Genomic DNA, 16,359 nt, shown 5'->3' with positions numbered 1-16,359 from the left:
TCCGGTGTCTGCGATTTCCTTCGCCAGGCTACGCCCAAGGCGCTGTTGGTCTTGCCCCTGCAAGAGGTCTGCATCTTTGATCGCGCCAAGCGACGCGGATGATCGCGCAACGATCGGAGATGAGAGTGACCGGCTTCGCCCAGACACAGCGCATCGCGCGTGGCGCCCGCATGCTGCGGACCGCATTGGGGCCTGCCATCGCGCGCCACCTCGACGATCAATCCGTCGTGGAGATCATGCTCAATCCAGACGGCAGACTGTGGGTCGATCGGCTCGCCTCTGGCCTGGCCGATACTGGTGAGAACCTCGGTGCGGGAGATGGCGAGCGTGTCGTCCGGCTGGTCGCGCACCACGTCGGGCTCGAGGTCCATGCGGCCTCTCCTCGTGTGTCGGCAGAGCTGCCGACGACGGGCGAACGTTTCGAAGGCCTGCTGCCGCCGCTCGTTGCAGCTCCGACATTCGCCATCCGCAAGCCCGCGATCGCCGTCTTCACGCTCGACGACTACGTAGCTCGTGGGATTACGACCGCAGAACAGGCCGGCGCGCTGCGGCGGGCTGTTGCCGACCGCTGCAACATTCTGGTGGCGGGCGGCACCTCGACCGGCAAGACCACGCTGGTCAATGCGTTGCTGGCTGAAGTGGCGAGGACCGGCGACCGCGTCGTGCTGATCGAGGATACAAGGGAGCTGCAATGTGCGGCGCCCAACCTCGTGGCGCTTCGGACCAAGCAGGGCGTGGCGTCGCTTTCGGATCTGGTACGCGCCGCGCTTCGGCTGCGCCCGGATCGCATTCCGATCGGCGAGGTCCGCGGGCCGGAGGCGCTCGACCTCGTGAAGGCCTGGGGGACCGGCCATCCGGGCGGCATCGGCACCATTCATGCGGGGTCCGCGCTCGGCACCCTGCGCCGGCTGGAGCAGCTGATTCAGGAGGCCGTGGTCAGCGTGCCCAAAGCTCTGATTGCCGAGACGATCAACGTGATCGCGGTTCTCGCCGGGCGCGGCTCGCAACGGCGGCTCGGCGAGCTCGTGCGTGTCGAGGGGCTCTCACCTTGCGGAGACTACATCCTCGTTCCTTTGGGAGATCAGCGATGAAGGCGCGACTGTCCTGCCGGTCCGTCGCCACGATTGCGATTGCTGCAGCCGCAGTGCTCGTGGCGGTGGCGCCGGCGCATGCGGCGGGCTCGAACATGCCTTGGGAGCAGCCGCTCAACAAGATCCTGCTTTCGGTCGAGGGACCGGTCGCCAAGATCATTGCGGTGATCATCATCATCACGACGGGCCTGTCGCTGGGGTTCGGCGAAACCTCCGGCGGCTTTCGGCGGCTGATCCAGATCGTGTTCGGTCTGTCCATCGCCTTCGCCGCCTCGAGCTTCTTCCTGTCGTTCTTCTCCTTTGGCGGCGGGGTGGTGATCTGATGGATGATGAGATCAAGGGCTTCAGCGCGCCCGTGCATCGTTCGCTGACCGAGCCCATTCTGATCGGGGGCGCCCCCCGTTCGGTTGCGATCCTCAACGGCACCCTGTCGGCCGCGCTCGGCCTCGGTTTGCGGCTCTGGTTCTTCGGCCTGCTGCTCTGGGTCGTCAGCCACATGGTCGCGGTCTGGGCGACACGGCGCGATCCATCCTTTGTCGAGGTCGTGCGCCGTCACCTGCGGATCCCCAATCATCTCAGCCAGTGAGGCTTCCATGTTCAATTTGGCCGAATACCGCCGCACCAATATAAGGCTTGCGGACTTCCTGCCCTGGGCGGCGCTGGTGGACGAGGGCGTCGTCCTCAACAAGGACGGCTCGCTGCAGCGGACGGCGCGTTTTCGCGGGCCTGACCTGGAGAGCTCGGTCGCGTCCGAGCTCGCCGCAGTCGCCTTCCGTCTCAACAATGCGCTGCGGCGCCTGGGCTCGGGCTGGGCGATCTTCGTCGAAGCGCAGCGGCATTCGGCCGGAGCCTACCCGGCCTGCGTGTTTCCGGATGCTGCGTCCGCCCTGGTCGATGCCGAGCGCAAGGCGCAGTTCGAGGAACAGGCGGCACACTACGAGTCGAGCTACTATCTGACATTTCTATACCTGCCGCCCCGCGAAGATCTGGCCCGTTCCGAACGCGTGCTCTATGAAGGCATGCCGCAGCCGGAGCGCGTCCGCGGCCGCGATATCCTGCGAAGCTTCGTCGACCGCACCGACCGAATCCTGCAGCTCGTCGGTGGATTCATGCCCGAATGCGGCTGGCTCGGCGACGACGCCGTGCTGAGCTATCTGCATTCGACCATCTCGACCAAGCGCCAGCGGGTGCGTGTCCCTGAAATCCCCATGCATCTGGATGGGCTGCTCGCCGACCAGCCGCTGACCTGCGGCCTCGCGCCGATGCTGGGGGCGCAGCATCTGCGCGTCCTCACCATTATCGGCTTTCCCTCTGCAACGGCCCCAGGACTGCTGGACGAATTGAACGGGCTTGCCTTTGCCTACCGCTGGTCGACCCGCGCCATCATGCTCGACAAGCAGGACGCCGTGAAGCTCGTGACACGGATCCGCCGGCAGTGGTTCGCCAAGCGCAAATCTCTGGCGGCGATCCTCAAGGAGGTCGTGACCAACGAGGCTGCTCACCTCGTTGACAGCGACGCCCACAACAAGGCTGTCGACGCCGATGCAGCGCTGCAGGATCTGGGCTCCGACGAGATCGGCCAGGCCTATGTCACCGCGACGGTGACGGTGTGGGATCCGGATCCGGCGAGGGCTGACGAAAAACTGCGCCAGGTCGAAAAGGTGATCCAGGGGCGCGATTTCACCTGCATGGCGGAGACCGTGAATGCGGTCGAGGCCTGGCTCGGCAGCCTTCCGGGGCACGTCTATGCCAATGTGCGCCAGCCGCCGCTGTCGACGCTGAACCTAGCCCATCTCGTCCCGCTGTCGGCGGTCTGGGCAGGCGAGGTGCGTGACCATCATCTGCGGGCGCCCGCGCTGCTGTTCGGCCGCACCGAGGGCGCAACGCCATTCCGGTTCTCGCTTCATGTCGGCGATGTCGGTCACACTCTGGTGGTCGGACCGACCGGAGCCGGCAAATCGGTGCTGCTGGCGCTGATGGCGCTGCAGTTCCGCCGCTATCCGAACGCGCAGATCGTCGCGTTTGATTTCGGCGGCTCCCTGCGAGCCGCCGCGCTTGCCATGGACGGTGACTGGCATGATCTCGGCGGAGCGCTGTCGTCCGATAGCGAAACCTCGGTCGCGCTGCAGCCGCTGGCGGGAATTGGCGATGTGACGGAGCGCGCCTGGGCGGCGGATTGGATCGCCGGCCTGCTCGCGCGCGAGAAGATCGTGGTGACGCCGGACGCCAAGGAGCATCTCTGGTCGGCGCTGACCTCGCTGGCTTCCGCGCCACCTTCTGAGCGGACCCTGACCGGCCTGTCGGTGTTGCTGCAGTCGAACAGCTTGAAACGGGCCCTCAAGCCATATTGCCTCGATGGCGCTCACGGACGACTGCTGGATGCCGATCATGAGCTCGTCGGCGATCGGGCGATGCAGGTGTTTGAGACCGAGGGGTTGATCGGGACCGCTGCAGCTGCGGCTGTCCTCGCTTATCTGTTCCACAGAATCGCCCGGCAGCTCGACGGCCGTCCGACGCTTCTGATCATCGATGAAGGGTGGCTGGCGCTGGACGACGCCGACTTCGCGGGCCAGCTCAGGGAGTGGCTGAAGACCCTGCGCAAGAAGAACGCCTCCGTCGTTTTCGCGACGCAGTCGCTGTCCGACATCGGCGGCTCGCCGATCGCACCCGCCATCATTGAGAGCTGCCCGAGCCGCATCCTGCTGCCGAACGAGCGCGCGCTCGAGCCACAGATCAGCGGCGTCTATCGCCGCTTCGGCCTCAATGATCGTCAGATCGAGCTCGTCAGCCGTGCGGTGCCCAAGCGCGATTATTACTGCCAGTCGCGCCGGGGCAACCGCATGTTCGAGCTTGGTCTCGGCGAGGTCGCGCTCGCCTTTGCCGCGGCGTCGTCCAAAGCCGATCAGGCCGCGATCTCGGACGTTCTGAAGTCCGCCGGCAGGGACGGCTTTGCGGCAGCTTGGTTGCGGCATCTCAAGCTCGGCTGGGCCGCCGACCTCATCCCGCGCCTGGAGAATCTGGAGATGGGGCGATGATGTCTGCCAAGCGATGGGCAGCGTCGGTGGCGCTGCTGGTTCTCGCCTCGGCGGTTCCGGTGCGGGCTCAGTCCGTCGTCTTCGACCCCAACAACTATGCCCAGAACGTGCTGACCGCCGCACGCGAGCTGCAGCAGATCAACAATCAAATCCTGGCCCTGCAGAACCAGGCCCAGATGCTGATCAATCAGTCGCGCAACCTCGTCAACCTGCCCTATTCGTCGCTGTTGCAGCTGCAGCAATCGATCCAGCGGACCCAGGACCTGCTCAAGCAGGCCCAGCGCCTGGCCTACGATGTGCAGCAGATCGAGCAGGCGTTCAAGACGATCTACGCCCCGGCAGCCGCCGGCGCCAGCGCCGGCGAGCTTGCAGACAATGCGCGCTCACGCTGGCAGACGTCGGTCGCCGCGCTGCAGGATGCGCTCAAGCTGCAGGCAGGGGTCGTGGGTAATCTCGAGACCATCAAGAGCCAGTCCGCGGCGCTGGTCGCCGCGAGCCAAGGCGCCGCCGGCGCCTTGGCTGTCACACAGGCCGGCAATCAGATCCTGGCGATGCAGGCGCAGCAGCTCGCGGATCTGACGGCGGTCGTGGCCGCGCAGGGACGGGCGCAGAGCCTCACCATGGCGGAGGGCGCGGCGGCAAAGGACCAGGCACGCGAACAGCTTCGCCGCTTCCTGACGCAGGGTCAGGGCGGCCAGGCCTTCAACATTCGTATGTTCCACTGAAGAGGTGACCCGATGCCGGGGACGGGGATCATCGATCAATTCCTGGAGACCTTTACCCGAACCATCGACAGCGGCTTCGGTCTGCTGGGCGGTGAGGTCGGATATCTCGCAACCACGCTCGTTGCGATCGATGTGACGCTGGCAGCGCTGTTCTGGGCGTTCGGCGGCGAGGACGACGTCATCGCCCGCCTTGTGAAGAAGACGCTGTTTGTCGGCGTGTTCGCCTATCTGATCGGCAATTGGAACAGTCTCGCCCGGGTGGTCTTCGAGAGCTTCGCAAGCCTGGGCCTGAAGGCGTCCGGCTCGGCGCTATCGGCGGCGGACTTTCTGCGTCCTGGCAGAATCGCGCAAGTGGGTCTCGATACCGGGCGGCCGCTCCTGCAGGCGATCTCGGGTCTCCTCGGCTATGTCAGCTTCTTCGAGAACTTCCTGCAGATTGCGGTCCTGTTGTTCGCATGGATGGTTGTGCTGCTCGCCTTCTTCATTCTGGCCATCCAGCTGTTCGTCACCCTGATCGAGTTCAAGCTCACGACGCTTGCTGGATTTGTGCTCATCCCGTTCGGTCTGTTCGGCAAGACCGCCTTCGCAGCCGAGCGTGTGCTCGGCAATGTCATCTCCTCCGGTGTGAAGGTCCTGCTGCTCGCCCTGATCTCAGGAACCGGCTCATCCTTGTTCGGGCAGTTGACCCAGGTGACGGGCGGCTATCCTCCAACGGTGGAGAGTGCCATGGCCCTCGTGCTGGCGTCCCTGTCGCTGCTCGGGCTTGGATTGTTCGGGCCCGGGATCGCCAATGGTCTTGTCGGTGGCGGGCCGCAGCTTGGCGCAGGGAGCGCGGTCGGGGCGTCGCTTGCAGCGGGTGGTCTCGTCGTAGCCGGCGCCGGTATGGCGGCTGGCGGCGCGGGGCTCGCAGGCGGAGCGATCTCTGGTACAAGCCGTGCTGTCGCGCCGCTGGGTGCTGTGGCATCCGGTGCAGGGCGTGCCAGCGGCACTGCCGCCGAGGCAGCAGGAGCGAACGCAAGTCCCCTGCGTCCAAAGGCGAATCTCGAGACCGGCGGCTCGGATCAGCCGGGTCAGGCCGATGGCCCGGGCTCGCCGATGTGGGCGCAGCGCATGAAGGCTGCGCGCGCCGTCCAGCAGGGCGCATCGACCACGGCACAAGCCGTTCGTCATGCCGAGCACGGCGGGCAGGGAAGCGCGGTCGATCTCTCCGAGGGGAAATCCTGAGATGTTCAAGCGATCATCCGTTCATTATGGACGTACGCCTGAGCCGGTGACGCCCTATCAGAGGGCCGCCCAGGTCTGGGACGAGCGCATCGGCTCTGCGCGCGTGCAGGCCAAGAACTGGCGGCTGATGGCGTTCGGCTGCCTCACGCTCGCCGCAGGCTTCGCGTCCGCGCTGATTTGGCAGTCGACTCGGGGCACGGTGACGCCCTGGGTGGTCGAGGTTGGCCATCTCGGCGAGGTCCAGCGGGTGGCCCCCGCGATGGCTGACTACATGCCGACCGATCCGCAGGTCGCCTTCCATCTCGCCCGCTTCATCGAGGATGTGAGAGGTCTGCCGGCCGACGGCATCGTACTGCGCCAGAACTGGCTGCGCGCCTATGAGTTTACGACCGATCGCGGCGCGGCTGCCCTGAACGATTATGCCCGCTCCAATGATCCCTTCACCAAGCTCGGGAAGGTCCAGGTCTCGGTCGAGGTCTCCAGTGTGATCCGCGCCTCGCCGGACAGTTTCCGCATCGCCTGGGTCGAGCGTCGCTACGAGAACGGCGCCTCGGTTGCGACCGAACGCTGGAGCGCGATCCTCACCATCGTGCTTGCCATGCCGGACGATGCTGACCGCCTGCGCAAGAACCCGCTCGGTGTCTACGTCCAAGCCATCAACTGGTCGAAGGAGCTGTCGCAATGAGCAAGCCAATGGTCCGGGGACCTGTACGGGCAATGATGACGGGAGCCGCCGTTCTGGTTCTGCTCTGCAGCTGCGCGACGACCGATCCGCCGAAGATCAGCTATGACAGTGAAGCTCCATCATTGGCTGCACCACCTGCCGTGCTTGATGGAAAGGCTCCGCCGCTTCGTCTTCCGCCGCCGTGGAAAGTGTCGCTTGGCGGCAAGGCAGGAGCCCAGGAGGAAGCAGAGCCGCTCGACCGCATCGAGACGGCCAACAGCGCTGCGCGGGTCGAACCGCGCAAGAAGGGCTACTTCAACGCGACGCAGATCTATGCCTACAGTCCCGGCGCGCTCTATCAGGTCTATGCGGCGCCCGGTCAGATCACCGACATCATGCTCGAGGAAGGTGAACAGCTGACGGCCTCGGGGCCTGTGTCCGCCGGTGACACTGTGCGCTGGGTCATCGGCGATACCGAGAGCGGGGCGGGCGAACGCCGCCGCGTCCACATCCTGGTCAAGCCGACGCGTGCCGCGATCGAAACCAATCTGGTCGTCAATACCGACCGGCGGACCTATCTGCTCGAGCTCCGCGCCCGGGAGAAGCCGTATATGCCGGCCGTGGCCTGGTACTATCCGCAGAATGCCGAGACGAGAGCGCGCCAGCTCGTCTTGAGGCCGGAGCTGCCCAGTCCGGCGCTGCGGCGCTTCCGCTATCGCATCGAGGGTGATGATCCGCCATGGAAGCCGGTCAACGCCTATGATGACGGTCGCAAGGTCTATATCGAGTTTGCCCCTGGCATCGTGCAGGGCGAATTGCCGCCGTTGTTCATCATCGGGAGCGATGGTGCACCCGAGATCGTCAATTACCGCGCTTTCCGCAACACAATGATCGTCGATCGGCTGTTTGCTGCAGCCGAGTTGCGCCTTGGCGGCGATCAGCAGCGCACCGTCAGAATCGTCAGAACCGACGGAGCCTCGCTGTGACGAGCGAGGCGGCCGACAAGGCCGAACGGCGCACGAAAAGAATGCGCCTGAACGGAGATCTTCCCCCCGTCACACGACTGTCGCGCAATGTCCTGGCCGGCGGCAGCGCCGTGGCGCTCCTGTTGATGGGGGGCGCCGTCGCCTGGACATTGCAGACCAACAAGCCGAGCAAATCGAGTCCCGCCGAGCTCTACCGCACCGATCATCACGACATCGCGGACGGGGTTTCGGCCCTGCCGCGTGACTACGCCAGTCTTCCCAAGAATCTCCCGACAAACGTCCCAGTGATCGGACCGCCGCTGCCCGGAGATCTCGGCAAGGCGATTGTCGCTGCGCAGGGCCAGGCACCTGCCGTCACCCCCGATCAGGAACAACTGCGCCATGAGCAGGAGCGGGATGCCGCTCGCTTGAGCCGCCTGTTTGCGACGGTCAATGTTCGCAGCACCGAGGCCGCGGCGAGCGGGCCTCAGGCCAGCGAACGCGCGGGCGCCATGTCCAGTCCCGACGACGCATTCGCCCAGAATGGCCAGGACCGCAAGCTCGCCTTCGTCAATGCCGCGGTCGATCGCCGGACCACGAGCCCCGACCGCATCAGCCGGCCGGCCTCACCCTATGTGGTCCAGGCCGGGACCGTGATTGCGGGCGCTCTGATCACGGGCATTCGCTCCGATCTGCCAGGGCAGATCACTGCTCAGGTCACCGAGAACGTGTTCGATTCCCCGTCAGGCCGCTTCCTGCTTGTCCCGCAGGGCGCGCGGCTGATCGGGATATACGATAGCCAGGTGACGGCCGGGCAATCGCGCGTGCTCCTGGTCTGGACCAGGCTGATCATGCCCAATGGCCGGTCGATCGTTCTGGAACGGCAGCCGGGCGCCGACGCTGCCGGCTATTCGGGTCTGTCAGACGAGGTCGACAATCATGTCAGGCAGCTGGTTGGCGCAGCGCTGCTCTCGACGCTGCTCTCGATGGGCAGCGAGGTCAATGCGGGCACCAATCAAAATACGAACAATGCCGCGATCATCCAGGCGCTCCGCCAGGGCTTCGGTAACGCCATGAGCCGCACAGGTCAGCAGCTCGTCGGTCAGCAGATGAACATTCAGCCGACTCTGACGGTGAGACCGGGCTTTCCGGTCCGCGTGATCGTCAATCGCGACCTCGTCCTCGAGCCGTATCAGGGGTAGCAGTCATGGCGAAGCTGAAGATCTCGGAACTTCCCGATGACAAGCCGGTCAAGATCACGGTCGAACTGTCAGCCAGCGTGTTTCGCGATCTGCAGGCCTATGCCGCGGCTGTTGGCCGCCATTCGGATCAGCCGGCCAACGATCTTGGTCGGCTCGCCTCGGCAATGGTGGCACGCTTCATGGCGACTGATCGAGCGTTTGCCAAGTCGAAGCGGACATCAGTCCCCAAGGCCAAATGACTCGCAGCCGTGCTGCGGTCGCCTGCTCGCCAAAGCAAAGTGGAACGGCCGGCGCTCAGCCTCGGAGGTGGGCTGGGTTCGTTGAGGAACAGCAAGGCTCAACTCCGAGCTGCATCGCGGCACGATGTGGGTTCCAAGAAGGAATCCTGTCCCAGTTGCCGGTTGAAGCTTGTGCACGTGACCGCGGCATGGTTGTTTGGGCTGAAATGTTTCTATGGATTGCTGTTGCCGCGTTATGAAATATCGGGAAATTCGTGACATTGCCGTTTCCGAGATCGGGTTGGGCTGCTCGGGGTTTTGGGGAAACAGGCGGTTCGACGAGCGTCAAGCGATCGAAATCGTGCATGAGGCCTTCGAGCTCGGCATCAACCATTTTGATACGGGACATAATTATTGCGACTACAATGCCGAGCCGCGTCTTGGTCGAGCCTTGTCTGAAATCCTGCGGCGTACGGACCGCTCGAAGATCGTCGTATCCACCAAGGCAGGCACGCTGCGCCGCAAGCCTCTGCTGTCGCTCCGGGATGTAAAAACCCAGGATCACAGCCCGGACTATATTGAACAAGCGTGCGCCAAGAGCATCCAGAACCTTGGCGTGGACTATATCGATATCTTCTACCTCCACAGCTTCCCGCCAGCCTCCTTGACGGACGAATTGCTGACAAGACTGCAAAGGATGCGTCAGCGCGGCATGTTCCGTCTTCTGGGAATCAATACGCATTCCGAAGCGAACATGAGATATATTGCCGATCTTGACGGCGTCTTCGATGTTGCCCTCATCGATCTGAACGTAGCCCAGCTCGATCGGCTGCCAGTCGTCGACTATCTTCACAGGGCGGGCGTTGCCGTCATCGCCGGCACCGTTCTGGCCCAGGGCCATCTCATCGGAGGGAAGATCGGCCGCCCCCGCACCCAGGCCGATCTCTGGTATTTGGCGCGTTCTCTTCTGAACAGAGATGCGCGCCGCCTTGCGGAGGTGGCGAGGGACGTCCGGCCCGCACTCGCCGGCATTGAAGGAATGTCAGCGTCCCAAGCTGCCATGTCATATGTCTTGGGTCTGAGACAGGTGTCATCCTGCATCTTTGGCACGACAAGGCTGGCCAACCTCCGCCAGATCGCGGCCGCACCCGACAAACAGCTGTCCGGAGAGGACGCGAGACGGATACTTTCGGCGTTCCTGAAGCAGGGAGCGTCCATGAGTGCCCAATCCAGCATACCAGGATCCTTGGTGAAGGACCGGGCGCAGTGATGGCCACCGGCCACGGTGATGCTGCTTCTCCTGCAGAAATGATCAAACGAGCTCAGGCCTGAAGTCTGATGCAAGCGCTGCAAGCTTGCGGATCCCGCGGCGGCAAGACGGCCGAAGGTTCCGGATCGCGCTCATTCGGCCTCCACGAGCCCTTCAGGCTGCGAGCTGCGCGGCAGTCCATCCACAGGCTCCGATGGAGCGTCCTCAGCCAGGCGCGGGGACAGTGCGGATGGGATCGGCTTGACAGAGGAGGGGCTCTCATCCAGTACCTTCGGAATCCCGGTATGCTGGCGAACCAATTCCAGCACCGCTGACGATACCCCGATATAGGCTGCCCCAATGTCATGCCCTTGCAATGGCAGCGTGACCCCAATTGGCCTTACAGGGCAGCCATGGGCGGCGATGACATTCTTGAAGATCCAGCTGGGCATGACGCCCAGATAGGACGAGATGCCGTTTGCGAGGCCGAATTCCTGACAGGCCTGGATGAGCTGGCCGATCACCCGGCGCCGCCCGCCCGCGCTCAGCGCGCGATCGCAGCCGAATCGCGATGCTTCCCAGACCTCGTCTGAATGCGGCAGCGCGCCTTCAACCAGGTCGGGCCACAACGACTTGACCATGTAGGGGCGCGTGGTCGGAATCAGCCGGGCAGTTCCCAGCGCCTGATCGTGCTCGTCTACCACCAGAATGTAGGTGGCTGCCGGCGTGTCGAACTCATCATATTCCATGCACCGATAATGAGGCACGGACCACCCCTGGCGCTCGACGAACATCCTGTACCGCAGGCGATGGTGCGAAATCCACGCCTCACCATGCCTATGGATGTTGTCCCACCTGATTGAAAGGGTACGCATGAGCATCTTCCAACAAGCCGCCCGACAGGAAGACGGCAGACTAATGGGCTCGTCGCTGGCCAGGGAGCTACCCAGTCGAGTAGCTGCTGCACTCGCCCAGCGGCTGCTGTAGCGCTGCCTTCTCAGGCGATGGCATCTGTTAAGCCGCGCCCCAATATCACCTACAATTAGACGCAATTCTGAGTTGCAATCGGGTGGAATTCTTGGCTTTTGCAGGGCTCACCCTTGGCCGGATGAACGGCAGCGGGGATCGCCGCAAAGCCTGAGTTGCAGTTGCTGCGTGCGGGACAAGCCCTCCGGCGGGCATGTTCCGCACGTCATGAATGCCAGTTTCGTCTGAATGCAAGGGATGCCCATTGGTGCTTATCCCGCTGGCCTTTTTGCTGCGTGATCGAGCCAGCCGAGTCGGCAAGATCGCCAGGCAGCCGATCCTGCAGGATGGCAATGCACATGACATCACGGCTTTCACAAGCAGAAGCGCATATGATCGTCAATTGCACGATGGAGTGTATGATGATACAGTCTACCTCAGGTTGGGTTGAGGTTTGGACAAGCAAGCGCCTGCTTCTCGCCTTGATCGAGGCCGACGAGGGGGCAACAACGGACCGTCGGCGATCGGGACGTCGAGACGGATTCGGTTTTCACGATCACATCTGGGCAGAAGTTCGCGCAGCTTTGTCTGCCGTGAGGTAGCAATGGACCTCTTCAGCTTCATCGATTGTGCAAACCGCACGCAGTCGCTGTCCGACCTGTTCGATCTTCTTGTCGGTTCTGCAGCCGATCAAGGATTCGGCGAGGTGGCTTATGGCGCCTTGAACTATGAAGAGACGGTACGGCTGCCGGAGCATCCGATGCCGGCCATCGCTCTCAACTTTCCGCTCGATTGGCGCAAGCATTATTTCGAGCGCAAGTACTACAACATCGATCCGGTCGTCAGGCGAACGGCGTCTCACACCAGGCCATTCATGTGGGATCAGTTGCTCAAGCAGAAGCGGCTCCAGGCCGGTGAGCGATTGGTCATCAACGAGAGCCGCGAAGCAGGTCTCAAGCACGGGGTGAGCGTGCCGTTGTTTGGGCCATCAGGACGCATCGCCGTGCTTTCATTTGCATCCCGCTTCAATGACGCTGATCCTGTTCGCCAGATCAGGCATCTTCATGCCTTGGCGTGTCAGTTCCATGTCGCCTTTGGCGAGCTTTCCCGTCCAGCGTTGGACAACAGGGCAATCACGCTTTCGCAGCGCGAACGCGAATGCCTGAGGTGGACCGCAGAGGGCAAGACCTCCTGGGATATCGGGATCATTCTCAAAATCAGCGAAAACACGATTAACTTTCATATCAAGAAAGTCATGAGAAAGCTCGACACGACCAGCCGGACGGTCGCCGTCGTAAAAGCGATCAGGCTTGGATTGATCGAAATCCCTGGCTTATCAAACTCGTCCCTTCCGGCAGAGACCGACGTCGCCGACCAGGGCTGACGCCGCGCGCCTCTTGTCTGATTGGTGACAGAACGACGCTTCGGCGCGGCTGTCGGCAGACGCCTCCCTGTGCGGGTCCGTTCCTGGCCCGATTCCAAATCAATGCAGTGACTGGACGTGACGGGCGGACCGTCCACCGTGCCGGTGCTTGCCGCCGCGCCCACTCCGCGTGTCCACCTGCCCCGGACCTGGCGCCTGATGGCTGACCGTTCGCTATCTAGGTTGGTAGCTGCACAAAGAGGCAGGCGTGATCTACCAATGAGGAAATCGAGCCGCAGGAGCCTGACCGGCGAGCGGCGAGATCAATGGGCCAAGCTAATCGTATGCACATGAATACAAGTCGGTCACCTCCGGCGAACGAGGAAACGATATCATGCAACACGCGATGGATCTGTCTGGCAATGCTCGTCCGGTAGGACGCTTTCGCAACACCGCCTATGTGATCAACGAGAGCAGATCGCATTTCGATGCAGCACATGACGCCGGACTCATGGCCGTCTATGGACGTTCGCTGCGCGGCCGCGCCGTTGCGCTCGGCGTCGGCGATCTCAAGAGCAGGCCGCACGCGATCGATTTCGTCCGATGCTCATATCTCGGGCTCGACAATCATCCGGTGATCGTCTCCGGTGCCATTGACGCGATTGAAGCGCACCGTTCCGTGCACTGGTCGTGCGCTCGCACGCGCCTCAACTTCGACCTGCTCTCGGAATTGGAAGCCACGCTCTCCGAGATGTTTTCCGCTCGGGTGATCGCCTTCTCGACCGTGATGCTGGCCAATCTCGGTGCCATGCCGATCCTGGCCTCCGGCCTTCTGACAGGCGGCGTCAAGCCGGTCGTGGCATTCGATCGCCTTGCCCATATATCTCTCGCCTATCACAAGCCGGTGGTCGCGGACGAGACCCGGGTCGAAACCATTCCCCACAACGACATTGCCGCGCTGGAGAAGCTCTGCCGCGAAGAGCCGGTGGTCGCCTATGTCTGTGACGGCGTCTACTCGATGGGCGGACACGCGCCGATCCCGGAACTGCTGAGGCTCCAGCAGCAATATGGACTGTTCCTCTATATCGACGACGCGCATGGCGTTTCGCTGTTCGGGGATCAGGGCCAAGGGTTCGCACGTTCGCAGTTCGGCAGCGACATCGGTGATCGCACCATCATTGCGGCCTCCCTCGGCAAGGGTTTCGGTGCATCCGGAGGCGTTCTGATGCTGGGAACAGCAGAGCAGGAGGCGCTGTTCCGCCGCTACGCTCTTCCGCATGCATTCTCGGCGGCTGCGAATCTCGCGGCGGTCGGAGCAGCTCTCGGTTCTTGCAGAATTCACCGCTCGGCGGAGCTTGGCCAGCGACAGCGTCGACTGGCCCAGCGCATCGGCCTTTTCGACCGGCGCATTCCGACGGCCGATAGCGGCAATTCGCTGCCGATCCGCATGATCACGGTCGGCTCGGAAACGGCTGCCATCGCCCTGGCGCGTGAACTGCTCGATGCGGGCTTCTACACCTCGGTCACCTTCTTTCCGACGGTTGCCCAGGGCAAGGCCGGCGTCAGGGTTTGTCTGACGGCCGACCACGACGTCGAAGACATCGAGCGGCTGTGCGCCTGCATTCTGGGCAAATCCGCGGGGTTGCGTCAGCCGGAAGCAATGGCCGCGTCAGCCTGATCACCAGGAGCCAGACGCTCAAGTTCAGAGCCTGCGGTTGGCCGGTGGAGACTGTGAATGATAAGACGAGATGGTGATGAAGTGAATGCGAGCGCCGAGAGCGCTCGCTACGGCAGGACGGCTCGGCTGCTACTTGCGTCCGGCCAACATCAGCCGGCTGTGCGCCAGACGATGGCGCAAGGCGCGCGCATTCCTGCCCCTTCACTGGCCGAGGGCACATTCACGCGGCTTCGCCACATGCTCATCGTGGGTGAGGTCCGCCCGGGTCAGCAGATGACGTTGGGCGTGCTGGCACGTCTGCTCGGAACGAGCCCGACTCCTGTGAGGGACGCTCTGTCCCGCCTTGCGACCGCAGATGCCCTGCAACAGAGCCGCGAGTTCGGTGTCATCGTGCCGACCCTCGGAGCTGCCGAGCTGGAAGAACTCCACCGGCTCCGAATCGCCGTCGAAGGGCTGGCTTTTGCGAATGCTGCGGAGATGCACCGCAAAGCCGATTGGCGCGCCTTCAAGCTGCTCCACACCGACGTCTGCAGGGCAGCCGAGACAGCTCGGGCGGTGCAGTTTGCCTCCGCGGTCTGGGCGTTGCGCGTGGCGCTTCTCGGACTGTCCGAGCCGAGCGTCCTGTCGATGTTCGTCGACAGAATCTGGTGCCGATTTGGACCGACCTTCACTCAGAAAGCTGAGGATCATGACACCCGTCGGGAGATGACGATGCGGCTCGGCGACATCGTTGAAGCGATCGGGCAACGTGATCCGTCGGGAGCCGAGCGGGCTGTGATTGCCGAGATCGACGGCCGCGGCCTTTATCGCAATCTGGAGGCGAATCAAGATCTGCCGGCGCCACCTCTCGTTCCAAACGCGGCGTCGGCCTCTGTGGCTGCGGGCGTTATCCAGTCGGGGGCTCATCATGTTTAGGCGTTGGCAAAAGCGGCCGATCGGCTCGAACTGGGGAGATTTCGGTGATGATGACGAGCTTGGCCGGCTGAACTACCTGACCCCGGAGGTCCGCAGGCGGGCGGCACGGTGCGTCCAGGAAGGGCTGACATTCTGTCTGAGCCTTCCTCTCAACCTGCCGGGGGGGACCGTGATCCACCGTCTTCGACACCCGCCCAGGCTTTCGGCTCTTGCCCGCGGCGAAGACGGCACGCTGAACTACAACTATCCACTTGCCATCGAGCAGCCAGGGGCGACCGATATCGTGAGCGACGACGTGGTCACGCTTGCGACACAGTATTCAACCCATTGGGATACGTTCGCCCATGTTGGGCAGAGCTTCGATGCCGATGACGACGGCGTCCCCGAGCCGCTTTACTATAACGGCTGGCGCGCAGGGCGTGACGTTGCCGCGCCCGATCCCGAGACAGGAGCTGCGCGAACGTCTCGACTCGGTGTCGACACCATGGCGCGCGCCTGTATTCAAGGACGGGGTGTTCTCATCGATTTGCGTCATCACCTCGGGCCCGATCGGCACCTGGTTGGCTACGACGATCTGATGCGGATCATCGAAGCAGACCGGGTGGAAGTCCAACGGGGCGACCTGGTCTGCTTCTATTCGGGCTTCGGGGATCGCGTGCTCGCAGCTTCGGGCGCTCTCGATCCTGCCGATGCGCATCCCGCCCGTTGTGCGGAGCTGGATGGGCGTGACCGGAAGCTGCTCGGCTGGATCGATGACAGTGGCTTGTCGGCGCTGATCTCGGACAACATTGGCGTCGAAGCCCTGCCGGCGCGCCCTGCAGATCTCGACCGCCGCGCGACGCTGCCGCTCCACGAATTCTGCCTGTTCAAGGCCGGAATCGCACTCGGCGAGCTCTGGTACCTGTCCGAGCTTGCGACGTGGTTGCGAAGCCATGAGCGCAACTGCTTTCTTCTGACCGCTCCACCGTTGCGATTGCCCGGTGCGGTCGGATCTCCGGTCACGCCAGTCGCGACGGTCTGATCATGTCGGACGCGCGAGGCACGTCCAGCGCAGCGGACAACGG

The 16,359-nt window shown here is 63.5% G+C and carries 16 protein-coding genes; 15 read left to right on the top strand and 1 reads right to left on the bottom strand.

The features are described from left to right. Window positions 1-125 precede the first annotated feature (125 nt). The 11 genes from trbB to QXZ94_RS22980 all read left to right on the top strand — a co-directional run bounded on the left by trbB (window position 126) and on the right by QXZ94_RS22980 (window position 10,394). Window positions 126-1,091 (top strand): P-type conjugative transfer ATPase TrbB, encoded by a 966-nt coding sequence (trbB, locus tag QXZ94_RS23030; RefSeq protein WP_172111443.1) that lies wholly within the window; start codon window positions 126-128, stop codon window positions 1,089-1,091. Next, window positions 1,088-1,414, top strand: a complete 327-nt coding sequence (locus QXZ94_RS23025; RefSeq protein WP_172111442.1) for a TrbC/VirB2 family protein — start codon at window positions 1,088-1,090, stop codon at window positions 1,412-1,414. Before trbB ends, QXZ94_RS23025 begins: the two co-directional genes overlap by 4 nt. Next, on the top strand, window positions 1,414-1,677 hold the full coding sequence (locus tag QXZ94_RS23020; protein WP_172111441.1) for a VirB3 family type IV secretion system protein: 264 nt from the start codon (window positions 1,414-1,416) through the stop codon (window positions 1,675-1,677). Before QXZ94_RS23025 ends, QXZ94_RS23020 begins: the two co-directional genes overlap by 1 nt. A gap of 7 nt (window positions 1,678-1,684) precedes the next feature. Continuing rightward, window positions 1,685-4,126, top strand: a complete 2,442-nt coding sequence (gene trbE, locus QXZ94_RS23015; protein ID WP_315722329.1) for a conjugal transfer protein TrbE — start codon at window positions 1,685-1,687, stop codon at window positions 4,124-4,126. Next, window positions 4,123-4,851, top strand: coding sequence for a P-type conjugative transfer protein TrbJ (trbJ, locus tag QXZ94_RS23010; protein ID WP_409998766.1), 729 nt, complete (start codon window positions 4,123-4,125; stop codon window positions 4,849-4,851). The genes trbE and trbJ overlap by 4 nt, the downstream gene beginning before the upstream one ends. 12 nt (window positions 4,852-4,863) lie before the next feature. After that, window positions 4,864-6,075 carry a P-type conjugative transfer protein TrbL gene (gene trbL / locus QXZ94_RS23005; protein ID WP_315722328.1) on the top strand — a complete coding sequence of 404 codons (1,212 nt, stop codon included), beginning with the start codon at window positions 4,864-4,866 and terminating at the stop codon, window positions 6,073-6,075. A gap of 1 nt (window position 6,076) precedes the next feature. Further along, window positions 6,077-6,760, top strand: a complete 684-nt coding sequence (gene trbF / locus QXZ94_RS23000) for a conjugal transfer protein TrbF (RefSeq protein WP_172111438.1) — start codon at window positions 6,077-6,079, stop codon at window positions 6,758-6,760. After that, complete coding sequence (gene trbG, locus QXZ94_RS22995) at window positions 6,757-7,725, top strand: P-type conjugative transfer protein TrbG (RefSeq protein WP_172111437.1); 969 nt, start codon at window positions 6,757-6,759, stop codon at window positions 7,723-7,725. The genes trbF and trbG overlap by 4 nt, the downstream gene beginning before the upstream one ends. A gap of 41 nt (window positions 7,726-7,766) precedes the next feature. Beyond that, the gene (locus QXZ94_RS22990) at window positions 7,767-8,906 is read left to right on the top strand and encodes a TrbI/VirB10 family protein (RefSeq protein WP_315722327.1); all 1,140 of its coding nucleotides are present in this window, start codon (window positions 7,767-7,769) and stop codon (window positions 8,904-8,906) included. Between the two features lie 5 nt (window positions 8,907-8,911). After that, a complete protein-coding gene (locus QXZ94_RS22985; RefSeq protein ID WP_172111435.1) occupies window positions 8,912-9,145 on the top strand; it encodes a DUF2274 domain-containing protein in 234 nt (77 codons plus the stop codon). A 235-nt stretch (window positions 9,146-9,380) separates the two neighbouring features. Then, on the top strand, window positions 9,381-10,394 hold the full coding sequence (locus QXZ94_RS22980; RefSeq protein WP_315722326.1) for an aldo/keto reductase: 1,014 nt from the start codon (window positions 9,381-9,383) through the stop codon (window positions 10,392-10,394). Window positions 10,395-10,525: 131 nt separating this feature from the next. Here QXZ94_RS22980 and QXZ94_RS22975 read toward each other — a convergent pair whose 3' ends face one another. Further along, the gene (locus QXZ94_RS22975) at window positions 10,526-11,248 is read right to left on the bottom strand and encodes an acyl-homoserine-lactone synthase (RefSeq protein WP_172111433.1); all 723 of its coding nucleotides are present in this window, start codon (window positions 11,246-11,248) and stop codon (window positions 10,526-10,528) included. 695 nt (window positions 11,249-11,943) lie between these two features. On the opposite strand from QXZ94_RS22975, the gene QXZ94_RS22970 reads away from it, so the two are divergent. From QXZ94_RS22970 to QXZ94_RS22955, 4 genes are all read left to right on the top strand, one after another. Continuing rightward, window positions 11,944-12,723 (top strand): helix-turn-helix transcriptional regulator, encoded by a 780-nt coding sequence (locus tag QXZ94_RS22970; RefSeq protein ID WP_172111432.1) that lies wholly within the window; start codon window positions 11,944-11,946, stop codon window positions 12,721-12,723. Between the two features lie 373 nt (window positions 12,724-13,096). After that, on the top strand, window positions 13,097-14,380 hold the full coding sequence (locus tag QXZ94_RS22965) for an aminotransferase class I/II-fold pyridoxal phosphate-dependent enzyme (RefSeq protein WP_246741589.1): 1,284 nt from the start codon (window positions 13,097-13,099) through the stop codon (window positions 14,378-14,380). Window positions 14,381-14,437: 57 nt separating this feature from the next. Next, a complete protein-coding gene (locus tag QXZ94_RS22960) occupies window positions 14,438-15,295 on the top strand; it encodes a GntR family transcriptional regulator (protein WP_315722325.1) in 858 nt (285 codons plus the stop codon). Beyond that, window positions 15,288-16,316 (top strand): cyclase family protein, encoded by a 1,029-nt coding sequence (locus tag QXZ94_RS22955; protein ID WP_172111430.1) that lies wholly within the window; start codon window positions 15,288-15,290, stop codon window positions 16,314-16,316. Before QXZ94_RS22960 ends, QXZ94_RS22955 begins: the two co-directional genes overlap by 8 nt. The last annotated feature ends 43 nt before the right edge of the window (window positions 16,317-16,359 follow it).

The organism is Bradyrhizobium sp. SZCCHNS2022, assembly GCF_032377575.1.
GTDB classification, from domain to species: Bacteria; Pseudomonadota; Alphaproteobacteria; order Rhizobiales; family Xanthobacteraceae; genus Bradyrhizobium; species Bradyrhizobium aeschynomenes.
Note: the sequence above shows the minus strand (reverse complement) of the source record. Positions and strands in the feature narration are given on the sequence as shown.

What these genes read in the sequence shown, in the direction of transcription:
- QXZ94_RS23025 (WP_172111442.1), top strand. Translation starts at nt 1,088, where the DNA reads ATGAAGGCGCGACTGTCCTGCCGGTCCGTCGCCACGATTGCGATTGCT.
- QXZ94_RS23020 (WP_172111441.1), top strand. Translation starts at nt 1,414, where the DNA reads ATGGATGATGAGATCAAGGGCTTCAGCGCGCCCGTGCATCGTTCGCTG.
- trbE (WP_315722329.1), top strand. Translation starts at nt 1,685, where the DNA reads ATGTTCAATTTGGCCGAATACCGCCGCACCAATATAAGGCTTGCGGAC.
- trbJ (WP_409998766.1), top strand. Translation starts at nt 4,123, where the DNA reads ATGATGTCTGCCAAGCGATGGGCAGCGTCGGTGGCGCTGCTGGTTCTC.
- trbL (WP_315722328.1), top strand. Translation starts at nt 4,864, where the DNA reads ATGCCGGGGACGGGGATCATCGATCAATTCCTGGAGACCTTTACCCGA.
- trbF (WP_172111438.1), top strand. Translation starts at nt 6,077, where the DNA reads ATGTTCAAGCGATCATCCGTTCATTATGGACGTACGCCTGAGCCGGTG.
- trbG (WP_172111437.1), top strand. Translation starts at nt 6,757, where the DNA reads ATGAGCAAGCCAATGGTCCGGGGACCTGTACGGGCAATGATGACGGGA.
- QXZ94_RS22990 (WP_315722327.1), top strand. Translation starts at nt 7,767, where the DNA reads ATGCGCCTGAACGGAGATCTTCCCCCCGTCACACGACTGTCGCGCAAT.
- QXZ94_RS22985 (WP_172111435.1), top strand. Translation starts at nt 8,912, where the DNA reads ATGGCGAAGCTGAAGATCTCGGAACTTCCCGATGACAAGCCGGTCAAG.
- QXZ94_RS22980 (WP_315722326.1), top strand. Translation starts at nt 9,381, where the DNA reads ATGAAATATCGGGAAATTCGTGACATTGCCGTTTCCGAGATCGGGTTG.
- QXZ94_RS22975 (WP_172111433.1), bottom strand. Translation starts at nt 11,248, where the DNA reads ATGCGTACCCTTTCAATCAGGTGGGACAACATCCATAGGCATGGTGAG.
- QXZ94_RS22970 (WP_172111432.1), top strand. Translation starts at nt 11,944, where the DNA reads ATGGACCTCTTCAGCTTCATCGATTGTGCAAACCGCACGCAGTCGCTG.
- QXZ94_RS22965 (WP_246741589.1), top strand. Translation starts at nt 13,097, where the DNA reads ATGCAACACGCGATGGATCTGTCTGGCAATGCTCGTCCGGTAGGACGC.
- QXZ94_RS22960 (WP_315722325.1), top strand. Translation starts at nt 14,438, where the DNA reads ATGATAAGACGAGATGGTGATGAAGTGAATGCGAGCGCCGAGAGCGCT.
- QXZ94_RS22955 (WP_172111430.1), top strand. Translation starts at nt 15,288, where the DNA reads ATGTTTAGGCGTTGGCAAAAGCGGCCGATCGGCTCGAACTGGGGAGAT.